This window comes from Streptomyces sp. MZ04, assembly GCF_004684775.1.
Lineage (GTDB): Bacteria > Actinomycetota > Actinomycetes > Streptomycetales > Streptomycetaceae > Streptomyces.
This window is the reverse complement of sequence record NZ_SRIC01000088.1, coordinates 1-21,912: the sequence shown is the minus strand read 5'-3', so window position 1 is coordinate 21,912 and position 21,912 is coordinate 1. Positions and strand designations below refer to the sequence as shown.

The following is a 21,912-nucleotide window of genomic DNA, read 5'->3' as shown; positions in this document are numbered from 1 at the left end:
GAGCCCTACGTGCAACGTGCGGTGGGCGGGCGTTCGGCCGCCTCGGCCCGGCGGTCGTCCACGGTGGCGGACGGGACCGGGGCACAGCGCGTCAGGGTGGTCGCGCAGGTGGGCGCGGTGGTTCGAGTGAAGGTCAGACGTGCGTGGGGTGAGTACGCAGCACGTCGTTGAGCTTGGCCTTGTCGTGGCGCTCGCCCTTGTTCAGCTGCTTGATCACCAGCATGCAGGGCAGTCCGTACGTGCCGCCGTCGAACTCGCGCGGACGGCTGCCGGGCACCGCGACGGTCCAGGGCGGCACTTGGCCACGGCCGAGTTCGGCTCCAGTGGCGGCATCGATCACGGGAATGGTGTCGGTGAGGAGTGATCCGGCGCCCAGGACCGCTCCTTCGCCGACCCGGGCACCGCTGTAGAGCATCGACCGGGCGCCGATGAACGCGCCATCCTCGATCACGACAGGCGTGGCCATGGGGGGCTCGATCATGCCTCCGATGCCGACTCCCCCGGACAGGTGGACGTTCGTACCGACTTGTGCGCAGGATCCGATGCCGACCCAGGAGTCCACCAGCGTGCCGGCGTCCACGTAGGACCCGATGCCGATGTGGCTCGGCATGACCACTGCCCCGGGGGCCTGGTAGCTGCCCTCGCGGATCACGGCGCCGGGCGAGACCTGGACGCCGGAGCAGGCGATGCCGGACTTGAGGGGAGTCTTGTCGGCCCACTCGAAAGGGCCGACCTGGGCGGATATCGGCTGGGCCATTTTGTAGAACAGAAGAATCGCCGACTTCAGCCATTCATGCACCACGACCTCGCCCTCCACGAGCTCGGCCACGCGCACCCGACCGGTGTCCAGCAGGCGGATCACCTCTTTCACGACAGCCCTGACCTCACGGGCAGTCGGCGGGACGTCATCCTGCCGACGCCAGAGATCTTCGATCTCGCTCCGCAGGTTCGCCAAGAAGGTGGCGCCGCTCGGCGTCCACATGCACATCGTTCATTCCCTCCGGATCTCCCCGCCTCCGCAGGCAAAGGGCCGTCACATGGCCCTGCGGGAAAGGGATCTGACTAATCGTCATGACTTGACGAATCGGATCGGACTTTAGCCAGGGAGATCATCCGCACCAAACGGGAGAAGGGCACGCGGCGCGGGGCAGTGCAACGGTCGTCCAGAGAGCTCGACCTCGAGGATGATCCGCGTGACGAACGTTCGTCGGCAGGTCGTCCTCTAGGGCGATGTGTCCGACTTTCGATGGCTCATGCCGGCGGGCACGTCATTCTCCGCGGCAATGCGAAGACGTTCGTTCGCGCGCTGTGCGACTTTCGTCGGATCTTCGGTCGCGGCAACCGCGCGCAAGAGGACGGGTCGCTGGTGCGTCCTTGTTCCAGAACTGGGCCTGGCTGATCGATGTCAGCGCACCCCGCACCGGACTCTTCAACCGCTCGTCAAAGGCTCCTCGACTCGACTGCCGCCGGGTCACGTGCGACGCGAGGGCTCTTCACCGTGCCGGGGGAGCAGGGGCGGGGATGTGGACGGGTGCGCGGGCCGGTCCAGCATTCCGGCCGTGCAGGCGATCGTGGCCGCCTGCACCCGGTTGGCCACGCCAAGCTCCCTGAGAACCTCACTGACCTTGGCTTTGACCCGCGACTCGGTCATGCCGAGCTGGACGCCCATCTGCGCGTTGGACAAGCCACGTGCGATCAGGAAGAGAGTGTGACGGTGGTCGTCGGAAAGCAGGTCCACCGCATCGCGGGCCTGGGTGCCGCGGACTGCGGTTGACGACGCGTAGCGCTCGATGAGGCGGCGGGTCATCGCCGGTGAGATCAAGGCATCGCCGGCCGCTACCGCCCGGACGGCGAAGATGAGTTCGTACGGGGACGCGTCCTTGAGGACGAAGCCGTCGGCACCGGCCTCCAGCGCATCGAAGAGATAATCGTCGAGCGAGAAGGCTGTGAGGACGATGACCCTCGGGCGGCGCGGGAGTCCGGTCAGCAGACGGGTGGCGCGAAGCCCATCGACTCTCGGCATGCGGATATCGACGATGACTATGTCGGGCTTGTGTGCTCTGACAGCCTCGACCACCTGTGAGCCGTCAGGAACCTCGCCGACGACGACACAGTCCTCGGCGGACTCGAGCACCAGCCGTATCCCCTGTCGGACCAAAGCCTCATCATCAGCGAGCAGAATGCGGATCACTTGGCTTCCGATCGTGGATCGTGGCGAAACTGGCGAACAACGCACACGCCTGTCGATGATGGTGGGTGCTCGGGGCGTGCCGTCCTCTCACTGACGTCCGGTGCCCACCAGCATCCCCGGCAGAAGTACTTTCTGACTGCCCCTGCTGTCATGCGGCCAGATTGTAGACGGCGTTCGGAATTACGGAATCGCTTCCATCACCTGCGGCCGAACCAGCGCCGGGGATGTCCCTCTGGAGACGGACGCCAGAGACGACCGTCCGGCATTGAATTCTCTCGCCCCCCACGGGTCGGTCCGGCGGAGCCTGCTCCCCTACAGTCTCCGCCGGACCGGGTTCCCCCAGGCGCGCGGCTCGACGGCCCTACCACTGACGCCCCCTCACACCCTCACCACTGCTTCGTCTCGTGCAGCGCCGCGACCCGTTCGATGCGCCTCGCCAGATCGAAGTCCGCGATGGTCAACTTCCCGCCCGCAGCGTGCGTGGTGATCGTGAAACGGACGTGGTCCCGCCGCAGGTCGATGTCTGCATGGTGTCCCACCCGCTGCTCGACATCCACGATGTGGACGACCAATGGCACATAGCCATGCGGCCGGAGACCGTACACGCGGGTTATGGAGTCCCCGATCCGCTCCCAGCCGGGGATCGCCTCGAGATACGCCTCGATCTCTATCTCGCTGAGCACCGACGCATGCCTTCTTGATTGCAACGTCTTACCTCTCGGTCACGGGGGAGTTGTTGCCACGGCCCCATCGCCTGATCCCCCGCATCGCAGGGTGCTTGCGACATCGCCAGACGCTTGAACATCCGAAACTTGTTCACTAGTACGGAACATCGTTACCTCTCCTGTCAAGAGTCAAGAGAGCCGGCGGCCTTGACCGAAGGTGCCGCCGAAATCGTCCTCCAGACGGATCTGGCCGACGATCGTCCGTCCTCTACTACAGGCGGCCGACGAGCCGGACGCCCGCCCGGCCGGCGCCCCTCCCGACCCCACACCCGCTCCAGGAGAGCCATGTCGCCGCACAGGTTGAAGACGCTGCTCGTCGCCTTCGGACTCACCCCGTTGGCCTGCCTCGCCTTCACCCAGAATTCCGTGTTCGCCTCTCAGGACGACTCGGGTACGGGAGTACGGGTCATTACGTACGACACAAGGGGAGCAGCCGAGTACAGGGCAGCCATCGATCAGGGCGCGAAAGAATGGAACGCATCCGTGAAAAGCATCCGCCTGGAGCCCGGCACACCGGCCGACATCACCGCCCACGCCGACAGCGGATGGCCGCATGCCGAGCCTTCCGGACTCGGCACGGGCAGGTTCGTGATGGGTGAGCAAGCCGTCGACGACGGGCACGACGCGACGCGGATCGCCGCGCACGAATTGGGCCACATCCTCGGCCTGCCGGACAACAGGACGGGGCGCTGCGAAGACCTGATGTCGGGTGCCAGCGCGGGAACCGGCTGTACCAGCTCTCGGCCCAGTGACGCGGAAGCGACAACGGTCGATGCGAAGTTTTCCGCCGGGTAGCGGCTCCCCCGCCCAAGCACTGGCGAACCGGGAGCTCGAAGGGGACTGAAGTGAGCGACAAAGCGCCGCCGGCGCTTCTGATCGCCGCCCTGATCATCTGCCTGGGCGCCGGGGTCGGAATGGTCATCACGGCGCTCCGCCGGGGCTTGCCCCTCGACTCGCCGGAGACTGCCTCGACTGCCCGACGACGCCGGTGGTTGTCGGCGGCCGAGGGAAGGCGGGTCCCGGTCGGCCGTCCACCGACGTCTCGTACCTCGTCTGCAAGTTGCGGCAGCGGCACGACCGCTACACCGAACGCGACCTGCGCAAAGGGGACTTGCGCCAGGACGAACGACGACGCGGCGGCCGTGGCGGCGCGATGAGCGGCAGGGTGGGAAAGCCGCCCGAACCACTTCGACGCACAGCGCGACGCAGCCGGACGGACGCCACCGCTACCACTACCGCCCCCAGAGCTTGATCACGGCGGCATCGGCGTCAACGGCCGCGTTCCGCCGGTGCCGGATCGCCTCGTCCTGGCCGGCCTCTCGCAGGGCGGCGGCCAGCGCCTCCACAGCCGTCGGCGACAGCACCACGAAGGTGTGCGTGCCACGCCTGTCGTCAGGGGTGACAGTGGGCATCGTGACCGTCCACCGATGGATCGGATCATTCGCCCGCCACCACGGACGTGCGGCGATCTGGGATCCGGGCAGGACGACGCTCTCTTGGAAGGCATCGAACGCGCGCAGAAGGGGGTTCTCGTCAGACTGGCCGTGCGGGATCACCAAGGCGCTCCAGGTATGGGGGCGGACACGCCTGCCGGGCCATGGCCGCGGTCGGCGTCAGGAGGGAGTCCTCCTCACCTTCCTCATCTGTTCCGCCGCTGGGCGGGAATGCGAAGGCGCCTCTTCAGGGTGGACGACAGCGCTGGAGGAGCGCGTCCGGCCGACGGGGTATCCGCGGTACTGCCGGCGATGGGGTGACGAGGGCGCGTACTCCGGGAGATGTACATCCCTCGCCTCACTCGGTCGTCGAAACGCTCATCTGTTGCGAGGTACCACGATCGTTTTGGTCTAGCTTCGGAACATGCGACGTGGGGCCGAGGTAGGGCTGGGAACAGTCGCCTTGTGCGCGGCGATGCTGGCCCTGTCCGCGGCGGTGGAGGGGCAGCCTCCGCGACTCGCCGAGGTGGCGGCAGCGGCGCTGAGCTGCGCCGTCCTGCCGTGGTGCCGGAAGAGGCCGCTGGCCGGCCTGGCACTGGTACTGACGGCGTGCCTGGTTTTGGTCTACCTGACGGCTCAGGTGTTTCCATCCAGCTTTCCAGTCCTGGCCGCCCTCTACTACATCGGGCTGACTCTGACAGTGCGGGTCACGGCCGCGAGCACACTGGTGATCCTGGCCGCGGTGTTCGTCACCGCGCAAGTGGTGCGCCACGTCCCGGCGTTCGACCTTCGCAACGGCGCCCAGCTGGGCTGGTTCGTGGCCGCTTCGGCGATCGGGGTGGCCGTGGCCAATCAGCGCCAGCTGCGCATGGCGGCGGATGAACGGGCACAGCGGGCCGAGGAGTCCCGCGAGGCGGAAGCCATGCGGCGCGTCGGTGAGGAGCGGCTGCGCATCGCCCAGGAGCTCCACGACGTCATCGGCCACAGCATCGCGATGATCAACGTGCAGGCGGGAGCCGCCGCCCATGTGATCGAACGCCGACCTCAGGAAGCACGGGAGTCGCTGCAACTGATCCGCAGCGCCAGCACGACCGCGCTGGAGGAGATCCGCACGACGCTGGGACTGCTGCGCCAGGGAGCCCCGGGTGCGCTCCAGGTGGCCCCGGTGTTCGGGCTGAACGACGTTTCTGCGCTGGTGGAGCGGGCACGGGCAGGCGGGCTCGACGCGGGCTGGACGCTTCGTGGGCGTCGGCGTGAGGTTCCGGCGGTGATCGGCGCGACCGTTTACCGGCTGGTCCAGGAGGCGTTGACCAACGTGCTCAAGCATGCGGGGCCCGGCACCGAGGTAGAGGTGAAACTCGAATTCCACGACCGGGAGCTGTGGGTGAGCGTGACGGACGACGGAGCGGGGACGCGTCACCGGGAGGCGGACGGCGGCGGCTTGGGGCTGCGGGGCATGAAGGAGCGCGTCGCGGCCGCCGGCGGAACTCTGGACGCCGGCCCTTGCCCGCCGGGCTTCCGGGTGGCGGCGAAGATTCCGACGGAGGCCTCCTCATGACGATCCGCGTACTGCTGGTGGACGACCAGATGCTGGTGCGCGCCGGCTTCAAACTCCTGATCGACTCGGAGCCCGGGCTCAGCGTCGTGGGAGAGGCCTCGGAGGGAAGCGAGGCGATCGAGTTCACGCGCGCCCTGCGTCCTGACGTCGTACTGATGGACATCCGGATGCCCGGGATGGACGGCATCGCGGCCACGAAGGCGATCACGTCGGATCCGGAACTGACAGACGTGAAGGTGGTGGTGCTGACCACCTTCGGTCATGACGAGTACGTGTTCGCCGCGCTTCGCGCCGGAGCGAGCGGCTTCCTCATGAAGGACACCGCCCCCGACGAGCTCGTGTCCGCGGTCGGGGCCGTGGCGAAGGGCGACAGCCTGCTGCTGCCGCGGCGGACCAGGCATCTCATCGAGGACTTCGTGCGCAGGGATGCGGCCGAGTCCGTACCGCCCGCGCCGGAGCTGGAGTCCTTGAGCGAGCGGGAGCTGGAGGTGCTGGCCGTGCTCGCCAGAGGGCTGTCCAACCAGGAGATCGCGGACAAGCTGGTGCTGTCGCCGCTGACCGTCAAGACCCATGTGAGCAGGATCCTCACCAAGCTCGGCGCACGGGACCGTGCCCAGCTCGTCGTGATCGCCTACGAGAGCGGGCTGCTCGTTCCCGGCGAATGAAGGGCAGGGGGCTCTCTCCCCCCGCGAGTCCGACCCCGGGAGGGAGGCCTTGACAGATGTAACGAAACACGATTCGGTAATAGCGAACACGCTTCCCAGTTGCGTGTTCGCCGCCCTCGCGCCCGCCGGCGTACTCACCCACCCTGGCGGCGCGTGGCGGGCCCCCTGCGACGGCTCACCGCGGTGCGTGAACGCCCGCGCCCGCAGGGCGAGCCCGCAGCAGAGGGGGAACAGTGCGCCGGGCCTCGGAATCCCCCACCGAGGCCCGGCGCACCGGGCTGACGTCATTCCCGGCCCCGTGCGCGGCAGGCGCCGCACTCAGCGGAGATCACTACCTTTGCGGCGGGAGCGCCGACAGCACTGGAAGAGCCTCGAGCTCGCCCATCCCCTGGTGCCAACTGGCCTTGGATTCACTGCCCTTGGGCGGCCTTCCCATGCAGCGCGGCCTTCTGATCATCTGTGCGGTCGGGAGGCCGGCGGTCCTGCGACGCCGAAGGAGTGAAGGCCGCGCCGCCCGCTCCGAGGGCAACTACGCAACCGATGCCGCGCTCTGACGACGACTCGACTGGCGATGCGCAGGATGGAAGAAGCGCGCCAGTAGGCCCAGTTCTCGTATAGCTGCCGCCAAGTGGCGAGTAACACTGAGTAACTACACGGGGTGTGACCGAGATACGCGTCAAAGGGGCAACGGAATGATCTTGAAGCCCTGAGTGCCCGTCGCCCGTCACCCATTCGGCTCAGTGTCGTTGGTGGTGATGTTGAGCGTCGTCTGGGGCCTGGGGTGGGTTGTGACATCGATTGAACGGACCGCGTATCCGCGGTTCAAGCGGCTGATCACCGCGCATGAGCTGCATCTGTTCTTCTCCCCGAGTCGCGATGAGTTGGAGTGGGCGGCCGATGCCACGGACTGCGATGAGCATCTGCTGGCCCTGCTGCTGATGCTGAAGTCGTACCGGCGGATGGGGTGCTTCCCGCCGCTGGAGGACGTCCCGGAGATGGTGGTGGACTTCGTCCGGCGGGCGGTGGAACTGCCCGAGGGCACGCTGCCGGTGTACCGGGCGGAGCGGACCGCCAAGCATCACCGGGGCCTGGTCCGCAAGCGGGTCGGCGTGACGTATGACCAGGCCAAGGCCCGGCAGATCGTCGAGCAGTCGATCCGCAAGGAGGCCGTGGCGAAGAACCGCCCGGCGGACCTCATCAACATCACGCTGGAGAAGGTGGTGGAGGCCGGGCTGGAGCTGCCGGGGTTCTCGACCTTCGACAAGATGGCCTCGAAGATCCGTACCGAGGTGAACGCCTCGATCTGTACGGGCATCCACGACCGCATGAGCGCTGCTCAGCGGGCGGGGCTCATGCGGCTGCTGGAGGACCGCGACAGTGACGGGACGACGCTGTTCAACCGGCTGAAGAAGCCCGCCAAGGGCCCGACCTGGTCGCACTTCAAGAACCTGACCAAGCGTCTGGAATGGCTGGACGAGCTCGGCGACACCGATGTGTGGATGGAGGGAGTCGCCGCGGGGAAGGTCACCGACTTCGCCGGGGAGGCGGATGCGGCGGACGCGTCGGAGCTGCGGGACTTCGTCCCCGTCAAGCGCATCGCGCTGGTTGCGGCCCTGACGCACAAGGCGCGGATGCGGGTGCGGGACGACCTGGCGACGATGTTCTGCAAGCGTGTGGCGACGAAGATCAAGAAGGCCAAGGCGGAGCTGGAGGAGATCCGGCTCGCCGAGCGGGAGATCGTCGAGTCCCTGATCGGGAACTACCGCACGGTGCTCAAGCACATCGACGAGGGCGGCCCGGCCCAGGAGGCGCTCACGAAGGCCGCGGCCATGACCGCCGAGGTCCGCCAGGCCCTGGACGGTCTGGACGAGGAGGCGCCGGTGGACGAGGTCGCGACGCGGCTGGAGGGCAGGGTCTCCCCGGCGGTCCTCGCCCTGGTGCAGGCCCAGGTGGTGCAGGCCGGCGGGTTCGGCGCGGTCACCCGCGCGGTGGACGGCTTCGGAGGGTTCGCGAAGCAGTACGAGCAGATCGAGAAGGTCTCCGCCCACCACGGCAACTTCTGGGAAGTGCTGCTGTACGGGCAGATCGGCCGGGACCGGGCGGTGATGTTCGACCTTGCCGACAGCGACAAGCTGAAGTTCACCGCGACCAGCGAGGACAGCAGGGTGCTAGACGCGCTCGCGCACGCCCAGCGCCACCAAGCGGCCCGCGGCGAGTACATCACCGCCTTCAACGAGGAGGGCAAGGAGGTCGACCTCTCCTTCGCCACCCAGAACTGGCGCAAGGCGGTGGTCGACAAGACCCGGACCGGGCAGTTCGTGCGCAAGCACTTCGAGGCGATGGTCTTCACCGCGCTCGCCGAGGAGCTGCGCACCGGCGACGTTGCGGTGGTCGGCTCGGAGGAGTACGCCGACTGGTCCGAGCAGCTACTGGCCTGGGAGGTCGTGAAGGAGACGCTGGGGTCCTACCTGGTGGAGGTCGGCCTCGTCGAGCCGGGGGAGAGCGCCGAGTTCGACGCGAAGTTCTTCCGCCGGCAGCTGGAGGACAAGCTGCGGGGCGCCGCCGCGGCGGCGGACGCCGGGTACCCGGAGAACGACGGCCTGGTCATTGATCCGGAGACGGGCATCCCGTCGCTGAAGGCGTTCAGGGCGGACGGTCAGCGGCCCTCGGCGAAGCGGCTGGAGCAGGAGATCAAGGCGAGGATGCCGGAGCGTTCCCTGATGGGGATCCTGGCTCGGACCGCGTACTGGGTGGAGTGGTGGCGCCGTTTCGGCCCGCCGTCGGGCAACGAGCCCAAACTCACCGACCCCCTGGGCCGCTACGTGATCGTGACGTTCGTCAAGGGCACCAACATGGGCCCGTACGAGGCCGCCCGGCACATCCCCGGTGTGAGCGGGCACGAGCTGTCGTACGTCGCCAACAAGCACTTCTCGATCCAGCTGCTGAATGAGGCGGTCGCCGACCTGGTGAACGCGCACGCCCGCCTCGACATCTCGCAGGCGTGGGGAGATGGGACCGCGGTGGCGGCGGACGGCACCCACATGGACACCTATCTCGACAACCTGCTCTCCGAGACGAGCGTGCGGTACGGCAAGCCGGGCGGTATCGCCTACCACCACGTCTCGGACACCTACATCGCGCTGTTCACGCACTTCATCCCGTGCGGCGTGTGGGAGGCCGTCTACATCATCGAGGGCCTGCTGAAGAACACATCCGAGGTGCAGCCGACCACCGTGCACGCGGATACCCAAGGCCAGAGCTTCCCTGTCTTTGCGCTCGCCCACCTGCTGGGCTTCGACCTGATGCCCAGGATCAGGAACTGGAAGGAACTGACCTTCTACCGGCCCTCTAAGCACAGCGAGTACGTGCACATCGACGCCCTGTTCGGCGAGGTGGGCAAGAACACCATCGACTTCGACCTGATCGAGTCCCAGTTCCGCCACCTGATGCGGGTGGCCGTCTCCGTACGAGAAGGCACCATCTCCTCCTCCACACTCCTCAAGCGCCTGCGGTCGGGGTCGCGGAAGAACGCCACCTACGCGGCCTTCCGCGAGGTCGGCCGCGTGATCCGCACCGTCCAGCTCCTGCGCTACCTCTCCGACGCCCCGCTGCGCCGGCGGGTGACCGCGGCGACGAACAAGGTCGAGTCGTTCAACCGGTTCTCCCAGTGGATCGGCTTCGGCAACCGCGGCGTCATCGCCGACAACGACCCCATCGAGCAGGAGAAGGCGATGAAGTTCAACGCCCTGCTCACCAACGCGGTGATCTTCCACAACGCCCTGGACATCGCGGAGATCGTCCGGCAACTGCTGGAGGAGGGATGGGAGATCGACCCGGAGGACCTGGCACACATCTCGCCGTACCTGACCGAACACATCAACCGGTTCGGCGAGTACTCCACCCACGAACTCGGCATCCAACCCGACGCCTACGACCCGAAGCTCGACGTCGACTTCACCCCGCTACGCGAGCAGGACCCTCACCGCCGCCGGCCTCGGCCAGGCCGCCTGAACCCCCCAACGGCCGTTCGGCACCCCAAGGACCGCGGACGAGACGCCCGCCCGCTCAAGCGCCCCCGCACTGTGGCAGGGGCGCCCCGGGCTATCCCGAGCGGCTCAGGAGCTGCTCAGTCACGCGTCCTTGATGTTGAGGCTGCTCACCGCCTCGGTGAGGGCGCTTACCTCAGCGCTGGTTCTTCAACTGTGTGAGGAGGAGCAGCGCTTCCTCGGCGTCGCCGACGTCAATCATCCTGCTCCGTCCGGGTTCGGGTGTGCTCGGGATGGCGGGTACGCCGGTCGTGAGGGAGTAGGCACGGGCAAGTTGTTCCAGGGCACCGGAGTTCTGACCGGCCGGCTGCGAAGCGACAGCCTCGGCTTCACGGGCGATGGCCTTGAGCAGGCGGTCGCGGACTACGGCTGCGGCCGAAGACTCCGGAGCCGTGCCGTCGGCGATGATCTGCGGCGTGCCGGGATCGACGTGCAGTACACCCGGTTCGACGGCGGTGGTCTCGTCGGCCATTGTCGGTCTCCTGTCGGTTGTCTGGTCGGGATGAGCGAACCCCCTCGTACATGAAGGCCAGTGTCCGCTGTGCTTGATCGTGTCGTGGTACCGGATCCGGGAACAGTGCGTGCACGGCCGTGTCACCCATTCGGGTGACACCGCAGTCGTGGTCACATCGCCCGCGTCGACGAGTACGACCGGGCGGAATCCCCTGTCGCGGTAAATCCCGGATTTACTGCGGCGGAGCCCCTACCGTGATCATCGCGACCTGCGGCGGGGCATTCCGGCCGCCGGGGTGAGGTGTACGCATTTACTGCGGCAGCGCCGGGAGGGCGGAGCGGGCGTGGCGATCGAACCGGTGACCGAACTCGGGAGCGGGGGCGCGTTGCGGTTGCCGCGCGCCCGCGTCGTACCCATGTCCGCCCCTCCCGCGTCGTACACCGCGGCGGTCGAGCGCTACCTCACCGGCGCGGGCATCGCGAAGTCCTCCGCGCGGATCTACCGGATCTCGCTGACGACCTGGGGGTGGATGCTCACCGGTGAACCGGCGCCGACCGGACCCGCCCGCCGGGGCGCGAAGCCGCCCGTCTTCCCCGTCGCCGCGATCGATGACCCGGCGCTGCCCGAGGTGCTGGCCGAGCTGGCGGCCGCGCGGGCGGACGCGATGGACGCCGACACCGTCAACCGGGAGTTGTCCATCGCGCGCAAGGCGATCGGCTGGTGGCAGCGCCAGGGCTGGATCGAGTGCGATCCGACGATCGGCATCGAGCGGCGGCCGGCGCCGCCGGACCGCACCAAGGCTCTCGCGGAGAATCAGATCGCTGCCCTGTGGCGCCTCGACGTCGCGCTGCGGGAGAAGACGCAGTGGAAGATGCTCTACGAGTCCGCCGCACGGGCCGACGAGGTGCTGTGCCTGAACGTGGAAGACCTGTACCCGCAGGACAAGCGGGGGAAGATCACCGCCAAGGGCGGGGCGATCGAGTGGATTCACTGGCAGTCCGGCACCGCCCAGCTCCTGCCCCGCCTCATCGCCCGCCGCACCCGCGGCCCGCTGTTCCTCACCGACCGCAAGGCGCCGGCCGGAACACCGACGCTCGACGTGTGTCCGGAGACCGGCCGGGCCCGGCTCTCCTACCGCCGCGCTGAGGAGATCTTCGAGGAGAACACGCGGCTGCTGGCCAACCCCCTCGCCTCACCCGACGACATCGAGGATCTGGACGGCTGGACGCTTCACCGGCTACGTCACAGTGCCCTCACGCACGACGCGGAAGACGGCACCTCCACCCCGATGCTGCTGGCCCGCTCCCGCCACGCCTCCGTCCGCTCCCTGGAGCGATACGCACGGCCCGGTGTCGACTCGGTCGCTCGGCACGTCGCCGAACGCGACCCCGCCGCACGTCGCCGCACGTAGATCCGAGCGGATCAGGGCTTCAAGATCATCCCGTTGCCCCTTTGGCGCGTATCTCGGTCACACCCCTACACGGGGCTGCGGTCGCGCTGCTGAAGAGCGGCGAAGTCGGCGTGCGCCGCCTCGACGGCCTCGGGGTACGCGCGGGCCTTCTCGTGCTCGGCGAGCGCCCGGTAGATGCTGGCTACGGACGGGTGCTCGCCCTTGCGCTTGCCGGTGGGGATGATCAGGTCGGGCTGGATCTGCTCGACGGACTCGCCGTTCGCGCGGCGCCGGAGCACGGTGTGGAGCATGTCGTCGGTGATGACCGGGGGCCGGCCGCCGTGCTTGCCCTTGCGGGCCGCGGTGTCGAGCCCTTCCAGTGTGGATTCGCGGATGGTCTCCCGCTCGGTCACGGCCATCGCCGCGAAGAAGCCGAACAGGAGCTTTCCGGGGCCCGTGGGGTCGTAGATGCCGGGCAGTGGTCCGGCGAGCATCTCCAGGACCAGGCCGTGCTCAGTCAGGTGGTCGGCGGGGGCGGTGAGCTCCGCTGCATCGCGCCCGAGCCTTTTCATCTCGTACACCGTGAACAGGACCCGGCAGTGTGGCGCGTGCGCCTTGATCTCCCGGGCGGTCTTGAGCGCCTCCTCGAAGGCGGGGCGGACCTTGATGCGGGTGCTGATCTTCTCGCTGAAGATCTTCTCTCGCTCGATGCCGTGCTTGGCGAGCGCGTCCAGCTGCGAATCGAGTTCCTGCCCGAGGGTCGAGCAGCGGGCGTAGCCGATGCGGATGTCCGCACTCGGCAGGTCCGGGTCGACCGCCGCGGGCACCGGAGCGCCGGGCCGCCACGGCTGGCCCGGTCCGCGGTCGGCCGGCGTCTGCACCCGCAGTTCCTTCGCGAGCTTCGGCACCTTGGTGAAGCGGCCGGTGTGGTAGGCGCTGGCGACCGCGCCGGAGCGTGAGCGGCACGGCGAGCCGGGAGCGGCCTTGCACTTCGGGCACGGATGGCGTTCGACGAGATCGGCTTCCGACCCGGCGGGCGGGGAAGGCTCTTGAGGGTCCGTCATGAGTCCGGATTTTCGCACAACTCAAGTCGCAGAACCGCCCTCCCTGCACTTTTGAGTGAGAACGGCTTCTGCGAACCAAACCGGTCCTTGCCGATCTCTGCACGGCTCTATTCGATCTTGCTCGGGCAAAGGAACGTTTGTGAGAACCAGTCACTCGTGGTGAATGCCGACCCCGCGTGTCTGACCGGCGTGGCGCTCGCCCAGAGAATCGATTCCGCTGCTCATGGGGTACCTAGCGTGGGGCCGCCAGCCACCCCCGAAGGAAGGGCATCAGCATGACGACCACCTCCTCTCGCACGCAGCACGGGCCGCCACTGCATCCCGGGGAGTACTTCCGCGTCGATCCCAACGGGCCCGAGGCACATACCGACCCGGTAGCCGTGGCCGTACAGCACCTCGTGCCGTTCCTCGGGCTGCGGGCCGTGCTGCCGGTGCCGGACAGCCCGACGCGCCAATGGGTGTTCCGGTACGAGTCGTACCTGGAGGAGGGGAAGGAGAAGGGAGAGGGCCACCTGCGCGTCAAGGAACCCGAGTACTTCCTGGCCGAGGTCGACACCGGGCTGGACGGGGACAGCCGCCTCGTGCGGGGGGCCCGGCCGCTCAGCGAGTGGGCGTCACTGGCCGGACTCGGCCAGCTCCTGGCCTTCCTGCCGATCCCCGACCTGCAGAACAAGGACGGCGCCAGCCACTACTGGGCGTTCCACATCAAGGACGGCCAGCTGGTGTTCCGGAACATCGAGATCAAGCACAGCAGCGGGTACCCCGACACGGTCAAACACAACGACCGCCCCGTCGCCGGCGAGTTCGCCTCGCTGGACGGCATCGGACTGATCACCTCGTTCATGCCCGTGCCCGAGGAGGAGAAGACCGGCGGGGTGAACCGGTTCCGGGTCTTCTCCTACGACCGCGAGTGGAAGCTGATGGTGCGCACCATCAGCATCAAGGACGGGGGTAGTCACGAGGACAGCCTGATCGAGCCCGACTCCCCGGTCACAGAGGCCGAGTGGGAGGCGGCGTTGGACGGGGTCACCCAGCTCGGACCCGTCGTCCCGGTAGTCCCCAAGCCCACCGATCCGGCCGACATCTTCCGCTTCAACATCCTGCATTTCAAGCCCGGATGGGAGGCGACCCTGCGGACCATCGAGGTCAAGAAGGGCGCCCGCGCCTTCACTGTGAAGCGACAGGACTCTCCCCTGAACACGGTCAGTCGATTCTTCGGCGAGGTGGTCGGCTTCCTGCGTGATCTCGTCGGGAAGATCAGCGAGTGGTTGTCAGCTGCGTGGAATGAGATCACGCAGTTCGTCAACGGGGTCACGACGTACTTCCATGCAGCGGCTGGCCGGCTAGGGAGCCTTGCCGCAGGACGCCCCGCTACAGGCGAAGACCGGTGAGGAGGGGCTTGGTAGGAGACAGGCGCAACCCCGCCTGTCTCCTACCAAGCCCTGTTAACGGCTCGTCCGCTGTGACACTGATACGGACCGTGCCGGTTAGGCAGCCAGCCTCAGGTGTCCGACCGCGTGGCTGTCCGGGGGCTCCAGGTGCCAGGTGCCGAAGCGCCGGATCTTGCTGGTGATGTACGGGGTGACGGTGGCCAGGTCGACCGGGTCCACCTCCCAGCCCTCGTCGATCATGATCCCCGCCGCTCACCCGTACGGAGCACACACGGCAACCCCTCACACACGCATCACAGGCGCACCCGGCTTCCGGGGCTGTCACTCGTCCCCGCCGTCGTCATCGTCGCGGCCGACGGCGGGGACGTCAGCTCAGCTCGTCGCTCCGGCTGACTCGCCTTGTGGACTGCGCGGGCCGGGCACTGCGGACCCGGTGGCCGCAAGGTCCAGGTTGAGACGGCTGTTCATGTCCAGTTCGAACCGGCCATACGGGTTCACGTGGGTCCAGAACAGCGGCGACAGCCCCCGCCGGTCCGCCTCGGTGAGCGTGTCCGCCCACTTCGGGTCGGCCAGAACCTGCTGGACCAGCAAGGTATTGACATGCACGAGACTGCTCTGCAAAAGGTGCAGGGCGAGCATGGAGACCTCCTGGCTCTCCTTGTCCGCGCCCGTCAGATCGCCGTCCTTGCCGTAGAACAGGTCGGAGTTCGCCGAGTTCCAGTTCTCCACCACCTGCAAGCCCTCACCGATCTCCTTGCGCATCTCCGCATCCGACAGGTAGTCGCAGATGAACGCCGTCCGCACCACGCGCCCCAGCTCCTCGATCGCCTGGTAGGTCGGGTGCTTGGGGCCGCCCTTGGTGAAGCGGCGCAGGACCTGCTCGGCCTCGGCGGTGCCCAGCCGCAGCGCGGTGGTGTACTTCACCATCTGGTCGTACTGCTGGGCGATGAGGTCCCAGTCGATCGTGCGGGTGGAGAGCACCGGGGCCAGGTGCGGCCAGTTCTTGTCCTCGCCCGCCGCCGGCCGGTACAGCCTCGCCCGCCCGATGTTCTTCAGCCGGGGCATGAGCTTGAAGTCCAGCATGTGCGCGAAGGCGAACCCGACGATCGAGGCACCGTGGGTGTCGGTGTACTGCCGGTCGACCTCCATGTCGGTGCAGTGCCGCAGCACGCCCTCGATCATCGAGGCGACCTCGGAGGCCGAACAGGACTTCAGCTGGCTGTAGATGCACACCGACTTTCGTTCCACATGCCAATAAATCATGACCCCCGGGCCCCGGTACCGCTGGTGCCACTCCGTCATGAAGTTCGACGACCACGCACCGAACTTGCGGCTGTCGGAGGCGCACGCCGTCCCGGTGCCCCACCACATCTCGTCGCGGGCCGCGAAGGTGGCGTTGACCAGCTTCACCAAGGCCGCGCGCATGTTGGCCCGGTTCACGAACAGGTGCCGCACCCGGCGAAGCGTCGCCTCCGACTCACCGTGCTTGCCCGTCACCGCGACCCGCTTGATCCCCATGTTCGTGCCCAGACCGAACAGGACCAACAGCAGCCTTCTCCGGAGCACCTCCCGGGACAGGTTCTCGCGGGTGGCCACCGTGGTGAACTCGGCGATGAAGTCGGTGTCGAACTCCGCGTACTTCAGGATATCCAGCAGGTCGATGGTGCCCCAGCGGCGTTCGATCTCCCCCTTCACCGCGACCAGGCTCGTAGGCTCCTCCTGCTTGGGCCGCGGCGAGACCTTGATCCATCCCTCGCCGTTCTTCTTGACGATCGCCACCCCGCCCGTGGTGTCCTGCGCGAGCGCGGCCTCGAACCGGTCCAGGGCCTCGCGGTGCGTCCTCTGCAACTCCGCGATGAACTTCGCCGGGTCCTGGGGCTTTTGGATCGCGTCATAGTGCACGTCCCGGTTGTCCTCGAAATCCTGCGGCAGGTCGTCCTCCGGGTTACGCCACCGGTTCGCCCCCACCACCCAGATCTCCCGGCGCCGCAACGCCTCGCGCAGGCTGACCAGCACGCACAGCTCGTAGGGGATGCGCTCGACGCGGTCCTTGTCGTCCACCACCGCGGCCCGCCACTGATCGGGCACCACACCCTCCAGCGGCACGGACTCCGCCGCGTCGAAGAACGCGCCCTCCTTCAGCGGCTGCTCCAGGTACCGCTGGAGCAGGTCGATGGCGTCCATCACCGGCCGGTAGGCGGTGTTGTTGCACTTGAGCGTCAACGCCTTCAGCAGCGGGGTGAGCATCCGCCGCCAGTGCGCCGAGTACGCCGACCGCAGCACAGTGCGGATCCGCGCCTTGTACTTGGCCTCGTTCGCCGCGGCCTCCGCCGCGAGGGCCTTCAACGTCTTCTCCCCGCCGACGACGGGGTAGATCACCTTGCGGACCGTACCGGCGGGCTCGGACAGGGCCGCCTCGGCGACCCGCAGCATCATCGCCTCCTTGCCCCGCACCTTCTTCAGCTCACCGGTCAACTCCTTGTCGACCTTCTTCTCCGCCCTGGTGTTGATCTTCAGTACCAGTTGGATGAACAGCTCCACCAGCGAGTCGGTGATCTCGGTGTGCCGCACATGGCACAGCGCGGCCAACAAGGTCAGGCGCATCGGCGGCTTCATCCGCTCCAGGTTCGCCGGGTACTCCTTCGCCGCCCGCGCCCGCCAGGCATCCACCTGCTTCTCCGACACGTCCGCGAACAGGTCGGCCGGAAGATCCAGCTTCCGCACCCGCTGGAGCTTGTCCACCTCCGCGAACAAGCTCTCCAGCCCCGGGGCTCCCGGGTCGGCCTTGAGCTCGGTGAAGAACGACCGGCCGCCCCCAGCCACCGCCTGGTCCCCAGCCGTCTCGTCGCCGTCCTCGCTGCCCGCGACCAGGTCCTCCAGCCGCGAGCGGGTCGCGTGGGACAACCGGTCCACGGTGGCACGGCAGAACCGCGTATCGAAGTCCCGGACCGCCTTGCCCACCAGGCGCCGGACCTTGGCCGGGGCCGGCGGCTCGACGAAGTCATTGCGACATCGGGCCACGACCGCCTCCGCCAGCCGGTCACGCGACAGTTCCACCCCGCACAGCTCGGCCGTCAGCCACTCGGCCAGCCGCTCCTGGTCCTCCTCCGTACCCGCCCGGAACCCGAAGGCTTTACGGATCTCCTTGCGGTGGCGCTTGATCCGGTCGCCCTGCCAGTCGTACGCCGCCCACTGATCAGCCGGCACCTTCACCTGCTGGGCCACGTAACCCACCGCAGCGGCCGGGACTTCCCTGCCGGTCTCCGGGAAGCGGGCCTCCACCTCGAAGAACTTCAGCAGCATCGCGAAGCCCAGCCGGTTCGCCCCGGACTTGTTCCGCAGCCGCTTCATATCGTCTTCGAGCAGCGTCCAGACCTCGATGAGGTCCTCCGGCTCCCAGTCCTGCCGCACTCGTGTGCTCCTCGCTCCGAATCAGATGATCACCACAGCGTGGCGACCTGCCGGTAGAAGCGAAGCGGATAGATCCAACCCGTTGCCAAAGGGTTACTCAGCGCTACTCGCCACTTGGCGGCAGCTATACGAGAACTGGGCCCAGTAGTTCGGTGAGACGTACGCCTGCCGGTGGATCCGTACGACGATCGACGGCCGTTGACTACTTCCTCACCGGGCGGGAACACCCGCGCGGTTCACGGCAGCTTGCCTCCCGTGTAGCCGGCGGCACCCGGAGCGCAGCTCCGGGCCCTTGACATGTATCTCTGAACGATGTTCCCTTTTGCTGAACACGGTTCATCGAGAGCGCTTAACGGTCCTCTCACCTGCGGAACGGCGGCACCTTCCGCGGGGCGAGCCGTGGCACGCCCCTTGGGTACTGCTCGACACGGCTGACTCCACGGAAGCCGACAGCGCCGGGCACCCCTTCGGGCAGCGGGTGTGTGCCGGGCTCCGAAGGTTCCCGGACCCGGCACACACGCGCCAGGGTTCGTGGTTACAGCAGGCTGACACCAAGGGGAAGCTCCCATGCCCGACATAGATCTGTTCAGTTTCGTGGGGGTGACAGTCGCCCTCTCCTATGTGATGGCCTGCGTCGGCTCGGCTCTGGGCCTTCGCTGCACCGTCCGGGCACTCACGGCGACCGGACGGTCGCGACGCAACTGGCTGCTGGCGGCCTCCGGCTCGATCGGCACCGGCATCTGGACGATGCATTTCATCGCCATGCTCGGGTTCGGCGTACCCGGCTCCCACATCACCTACGACGTGCCCTTGACCGTGCTCAGCCTGCTGACGTCCGTTGTCGTGGTCGGCATGGGTGTCTTCACCGTCGGCTACGGCCGATCCCGGATCCGCTCGATTCTTCTGGGCGGCCTCGGCACAGGGCTGGGCGTTGCCGCCATGCACTATGTCGGCATGGCGGCGGTCCACGTGCACGGAGGCCTCCACTACGACCTGCGGATCGTCGGCCTGTCGGTGGTGATCGCCGTTGTCGCCGCCACAGGAGCGCTGGTTGCCGCGCTCATTGTGCGGGGGACGGCCTCGACCGTCGTCGCCTCCATCATCATGGGGCTCGCGGTCAGCTGTATGCACTACACGGGCATGGCGTCCGTGCGCGCCCACGTGCATCCGGGTACGTCCGCCCTCTCCGGTGCACCGGCGCCAGATTTCATTCTGCCGCTCGCCGTACTGCTGGGCTCATTCCTCTTCCTCACCTCCGCGTTCGTCGCGCTCTCGCCCGAAGCGCTCGAGGCAAGGGAATCGGCAGTCGTCGATCGACTTATTGACGCCGGCGCCCCGAACCAGACCTGAGGACTCCCTGCCCGAGCCCCGCCTCCGGCATGTCTCCGCCCCCCTCGTTGAACAGCTCTGCTTCACCATAGAGGAACTATGCGCACTTCCCATGTGGAACCCCCCAGACATCGGGCCGCCAAAGGCTATGAATCCACAGCCAAAGCCAAAGCAAAGCCGACCCCCACACCCACTCGATCCGGCTCAACATCTTCCAGTTTCCGCTGGTTGACTCCCAGGTCGGTCCGGGCGAAGATCGTCGCGCTGCTCATGGTGCCCGTAGCCTCTCTGATGACCCTGTGGTCTTTCATCACGGTCATCAATGTGAAAGATGTGTCGGAAGACAATCGCCTCAAAGAGGCCAATGTCGTGATGCTGGCGCGGGCCGACGATTTCACCGCGGCGGTACAGGGGGAACGAAGGGCGGCAGCGAAATATCTGGAGGATCCGGGTGCCCCCCTCCTCGAAGCGCTCAATGGCCGCGCAAAGGGTACGGACCGTGCACTTTCCGACGGGTTCGACGCGGCGGGTCCCGAAACCCTCACCCCGGAGCTGAAGGAGCGCGTCGATCAGCTCACGACAGCCGCCGGAGACCTGCCGAAACTCCGGCTTCAGGTTGTGTCGATGCAGGCGCCACAGGGCGACACCTTCAAGAGATACACCTCTGTGATCGACCAAGGACTTGCGGTGAGCGATGCGCTGACCGATGCCGCGGGGAACCCCGAGGAAACACGTCAGAATTTCGCGATATCACGCGCACTGGAAATGATTTCCAGGGAATCGACAATCATTGAGACGGCGAAAAAGAACAACAACCGGATGACCGTCACGCAGTCCCGGGAATTCCTCGGCGCCGCTCAGTCCCATCGACTGATTCTGGAATCAGCTCAGACCGATCTGAAAAACGCCGACCATGACGTCCTCACAAAGAAGCCGTACCGCGATCTGCGCACCCTCGAGGATGAAATAGAAGACGCCGCAGCGGGACCCCCGGAAGCCATCACGCCCCTCATTAAAAAGTGGAGCGATACGTCCACTGAAGCAATTTCAGCACTGCGTAAGGACGCGAACCGAGCCAATGAAGGCGTCGCGGGCAACGCCGACAGAATCGCGTTCGAGGGGACCAACGGATCCGGGCTCGTGATCGGAATCGGCTTGATCGGAATCATCCTGTCTCTGATGATCTCGGTGGGCATTGGGCGTGGGCTCGTTTCGGACCTGATTGCGCTGCGCAATTCTGCCCTGATGCTGGCCGGCCGTACGATTCCGCATGCCATGCGTCGACTCCACAACGGCGAGAAGATCGACGTCGACAAGGAGGCGCCGCTCCGTGGGTACGGCAATGACGAAGTGGGGCAGGTCGAAGCCGCCCTCACTGTTCTGCACCGGACGACGCTCCGGGTCGCGGCCGAACGGGCGGCGCTCAGAGACACCGCGCAGCGCGCGACCGTACTCAAGAGCATTTCCGGCGTCTATGTGAGCCTGGCCCGGCGCAGCCAATCGCTCCTGCGGCAGCAGCTCGACATGCTGGATGCCATGGAGCAGCGCGCCGAGGATCCCACCGTCCTCGACGATCTGTTCCGGCTCGACCACCTGACCACCCGGATGCGCAGGCACACGGAGAACTTGATCATCCTGTCCGGTGCGGCCCCACCCCGCTGGTGGAGCGAGTCCGTAGTACTCGTGGATGTGGTGCGCTCCGCGGTCGCCGAGGTCGAGGACTACCCACGGGTCGAGCTGCAGGGTGTTCCGCCGGTTCAGGTGGTCGGCTCCGCGGTCACCGACATTTCCCACCTGATCGCCGAGCTGGTCGAGAACTCCCTGAGCTTTTCGTCTCCCGGGGAGAAGGTGAGAGTCCGCGGCGAGATCGTGGAAGCCGGCGTGGTGCTGCAGATCGAGGACCGAGGGCTCGGCATGAGTCCGGGAGGCATGGCTCAGGCCAATCGCAGGATCCAGGATCCTCACGAGATCAATCTCCTGAGCGCCGACCAGCTGGGGCTGTTCGTCGTGAACCGGCTGGCCCACCGCCGCGGCGTGAGGGTCACCCTCCACAGCACGCCCTACCAGGGCGTCACCGCTGTCGTGTTCCTCCCCCACACGCTGTTCCAACAGCAGGCTCCGCAGGCTCCCGCCGCACCGCGGTCGGCATCACCCCCGCCGCTTCGTCAGACCATCGCGCCTCCGGCTGTGGTCGGGGCGCGCACAGAGCGCGCTGAGGCACCACGTACTGAGGCAGCTCGTCCCCACCCCGAGGC

Annotated in this window: 16 protein-coding genes; 8 read left to right on the top strand and 8 right to left on the bottom strand. The window is 67.2% G+C overall.

What is annotated here, in order from left to right:
* Positions 1–133: 133 nt before the first annotated feature.
* The 3 genes from E2651_RS19800 to E2651_RS19790 all read right to left on the bottom strand — a co-directional run bounded on the left by E2651_RS19800 (position 134) and on the right by E2651_RS19790 (position 2,874).
* Entirely contained in the window at positions 134–982 is an 849-nt protein-coding gene (locus E2651_RS19800) for a 2,3,4,5-tetrahydropyridine-2,6-dicarboxylate N-succinyltransferase (RefSeq protein WP_135332511.1), read from the bottom strand.
* A gap of 489 nt (positions 983–1,471) precedes the next feature.
* Positions 1,472–2,191, bottom strand: a complete 720-nt coding sequence (locus E2651_RS19795; RefSeq protein ID WP_135332510.1) for a response regulator transcription factor — start codon at positions 2,189–2,191, stop codon at positions 1,472–1,474.
* A gap of 386 nt (positions 2,192–2,577) precedes the next feature.
* Entirely contained in the window at positions 2,578–2,874 is a 297-nt protein-coding gene (locus E2651_RS19790) for a 4a-hydroxytetrahydrobiopterin dehydratase (RefSeq protein ID WP_135332509.1), read from the bottom strand.
* A 342-nt stretch (positions 2,875–3,216) separates the two neighbouring features.
* Here E2651_RS19790 and E2651_RS19785 point away from each other — a divergent pair, with 342 nt between their 5' ends.
* The gene (locus tag E2651_RS19785) at positions 3,217–3,711 is read left to right on the top strand and encodes a snapalysin family zinc-dependent metalloprotease (RefSeq protein ID WP_209446194.1); all 495 of its coding nucleotides are present in this window, start codon (positions 3,217–3,219) and stop codon (positions 3,709–3,711) included.
* 437 nt (positions 3,712–4,148) lie between these two features.
* Here the strand turns inward: E2651_RS19785 and E2651_RS19780 are convergent, their stop codons facing one another.
* A complete protein-coding gene (locus tag E2651_RS19780; RefSeq protein WP_135332508.1) occupies positions 4,149–4,472 on the bottom strand; it encodes a hypothetical protein in 324 nt (107 codons plus the stop codon).
* A gap of 352 nt (positions 4,473–4,824) precedes the next feature.
* Here E2651_RS19780 and E2651_RS19775 point away from each other — a divergent pair, with 352 nt between their 5' ends.
* From E2651_RS19775 to E2651_RS19765, 3 genes are all read left to right on the top strand, one after another.
* Entirely contained in the window at positions 4,825–5,907 is a 1,083-nt protein-coding gene (locus E2651_RS19775) for a sensor histidine kinase (protein ID WP_167828841.1), read from the top strand.
* The gene (locus E2651_RS19770; RefSeq protein WP_135332506.1) at positions 5,904–6,572 is read left to right on the top strand and encodes a response regulator transcription factor; all 669 of its coding nucleotides are present in this window, start codon (positions 5,904–5,906) and stop codon (positions 6,570–6,572) included. Before E2651_RS19775 ends, E2651_RS19770 begins: the two co-directional genes overlap by 4 nt.
* Before the next feature lie 788 nt (positions 6,573–7,360).
* A complete protein-coding gene (locus tag E2651_RS19765; protein WP_167828840.1) occupies positions 7,361–10,780 on the top strand; it encodes a Tn3 family transposase in 3,420 nt (1,139 codons plus the stop codon).
* Here the strand turns inward: E2651_RS19765 and E2651_RS19760 are convergent.
* On the bottom strand, positions 10,755–11,090 hold the full coding sequence (locus E2651_RS19760; protein WP_135332504.1) for a hypothetical protein: 336 nt from the start codon (positions 11,088–11,090) through the stop codon (positions 10,755–10,757). The genes E2651_RS19765 and E2651_RS19760 overlap by 26 nt on opposite strands.
* Positions 11,091–11,415: 325 nt before the next feature.
* Here E2651_RS19760 and E2651_RS45370 point away from each other — a divergent pair, with 325 nt between their 5' ends.
* Positions 11,416–12,483, top strand: coding sequence for a site-specific integrase (locus E2651_RS45370; protein ID WP_245239020.1), 1,068 nt, complete (start codon positions 11,416–11,418; stop codon positions 12,481–12,483).
* 65 nt (positions 12,484–12,548) lie between these two features.
* On the opposite strand, the gene E2651_RS19745 is transcribed toward E2651_RS45370, so the two are convergent.
* The gene (locus tag E2651_RS19745) at positions 12,549–13,526 is read right to left on the bottom strand and encodes a recombinase family protein (RefSeq protein WP_135332503.1); all 978 of its coding nucleotides are present in this window, start codon (positions 13,524–13,526) and stop codon (positions 12,549–12,551) included.
* Positions 13,527–13,801: 275 nt separating this feature from the next.
* On the opposite strand from E2651_RS19745, the gene E2651_RS19740 reads away from it, so the two are divergent.
* Entirely contained in the window at positions 13,802–14,917 is a 1,116-nt protein-coding gene (locus tag E2651_RS19740) for a hypothetical protein (protein ID WP_135332502.1), read from the top strand.
* A 96-nt stretch (positions 14,918–15,013) separates the two neighbouring features.
* On the opposite strand, the gene E2651_RS44000 is transcribed toward E2651_RS19740, so the two are convergent.
* A complete protein-coding gene (locus E2651_RS44000) occupies positions 15,014–15,157 on the bottom strand; it encodes a transposase (protein WP_167828839.1) in 144 nt (47 codons plus the stop codon).
* Between the two features lie 132 nt (positions 15,158–15,289).
* Positions 15,290–18,328 carry a Tn3 family transposase gene (locus E2651_RS19735; protein ID WP_135332501.1) on the bottom strand — a complete coding sequence of 1,013 codons (3,039 nt, stop codon included), beginning with the start codon at positions 18,326–18,328 and terminating at the stop codon, positions 15,290–15,292.
* Between the two features lie 567 nt (positions 18,329–18,895).
* Between E2651_RS19735 and E2651_RS19730 the strand changes: the two genes are divergently transcribed.
* Together E2651_RS19730 and E2651_RS19725 are read left to right on the top strand one after the other, a co-directional pair.
* Positions 18,896–19,678 carry an MHYT domain-containing protein gene (locus tag E2651_RS19730; RefSeq protein ID WP_135332500.1) on the top strand — a complete coding sequence of 261 codons (783 nt, stop codon included), beginning with the start codon at positions 18,896–18,898 and terminating at the stop codon, positions 19,676–19,678.
* 270 nt (positions 19,679–19,948) lie between these two features.
* A partial coding sequence (locus E2651_RS19725) for a nitrate- and nitrite sensing domain-containing protein (protein ID WP_167828838.1) occupies positions 19,949–21,912 on the top strand: 1,964 nt, incomplete at its 3' end.

What these genes read in the sequence shown, in the direction of transcription:
- E2651_RS19800 (WP_135332511.1), bottom strand. Translation starts at nt 982, where the DNA reads ATGTGGACGCCGAGCGGCGCCACCTTCTTGGCGAACCTGCGGAGCGAG.
- E2651_RS19775 (WP_167828841.1), top strand. Translation starts at nt 4,825, where the DNA reads ATGCTGGCCCTGTCCGCGGCGGTGGAGGGGCAGCCTCCGCGACTCGCC.
- E2651_RS19770 (WP_135332506.1), top strand. Translation starts at nt 5,904, where the DNA reads ATGACGATCCGCGTACTGCTGGTGGACGACCAGATGCTGGTGCGCGCC.
- E2651_RS19760 (WP_135332504.1), bottom strand. Translation starts at nt 11,090, where the DNA reads ATGGCCGACGAGACCACCGCCGTCGAACCGGGTGTACTGCACGTCGAT.
- E2651_RS19745 (WP_135332503.1), bottom strand. Translation starts at nt 13,526, where the DNA reads ATGACGGACCCTCAAGAGCCTTCCCCGCCCGCCGGGTCGGAAGCCGAT.
- E2651_RS19740 (WP_135332502.1), top strand. Translation starts at nt 13,802, where the DNA reads ATGACGACCACCTCCTCTCGCACGCAGCACGGGCCGCCACTGCATCCC.
- E2651_RS44000 (WP_167828839.1), bottom strand. Translation starts at nt 15,157, where the DNA reads ATGATCGACGAGGGCTGGGAGGTGGACCCGGTCGACCTGGCCACCGTC.
- E2651_RS19730 (WP_135332500.1), top strand. Translation starts at nt 18,896, where the DNA reads ATGCCCGACATAGATCTGTTCAGTTTCGTGGGGGTGACAGTCGCCCTC.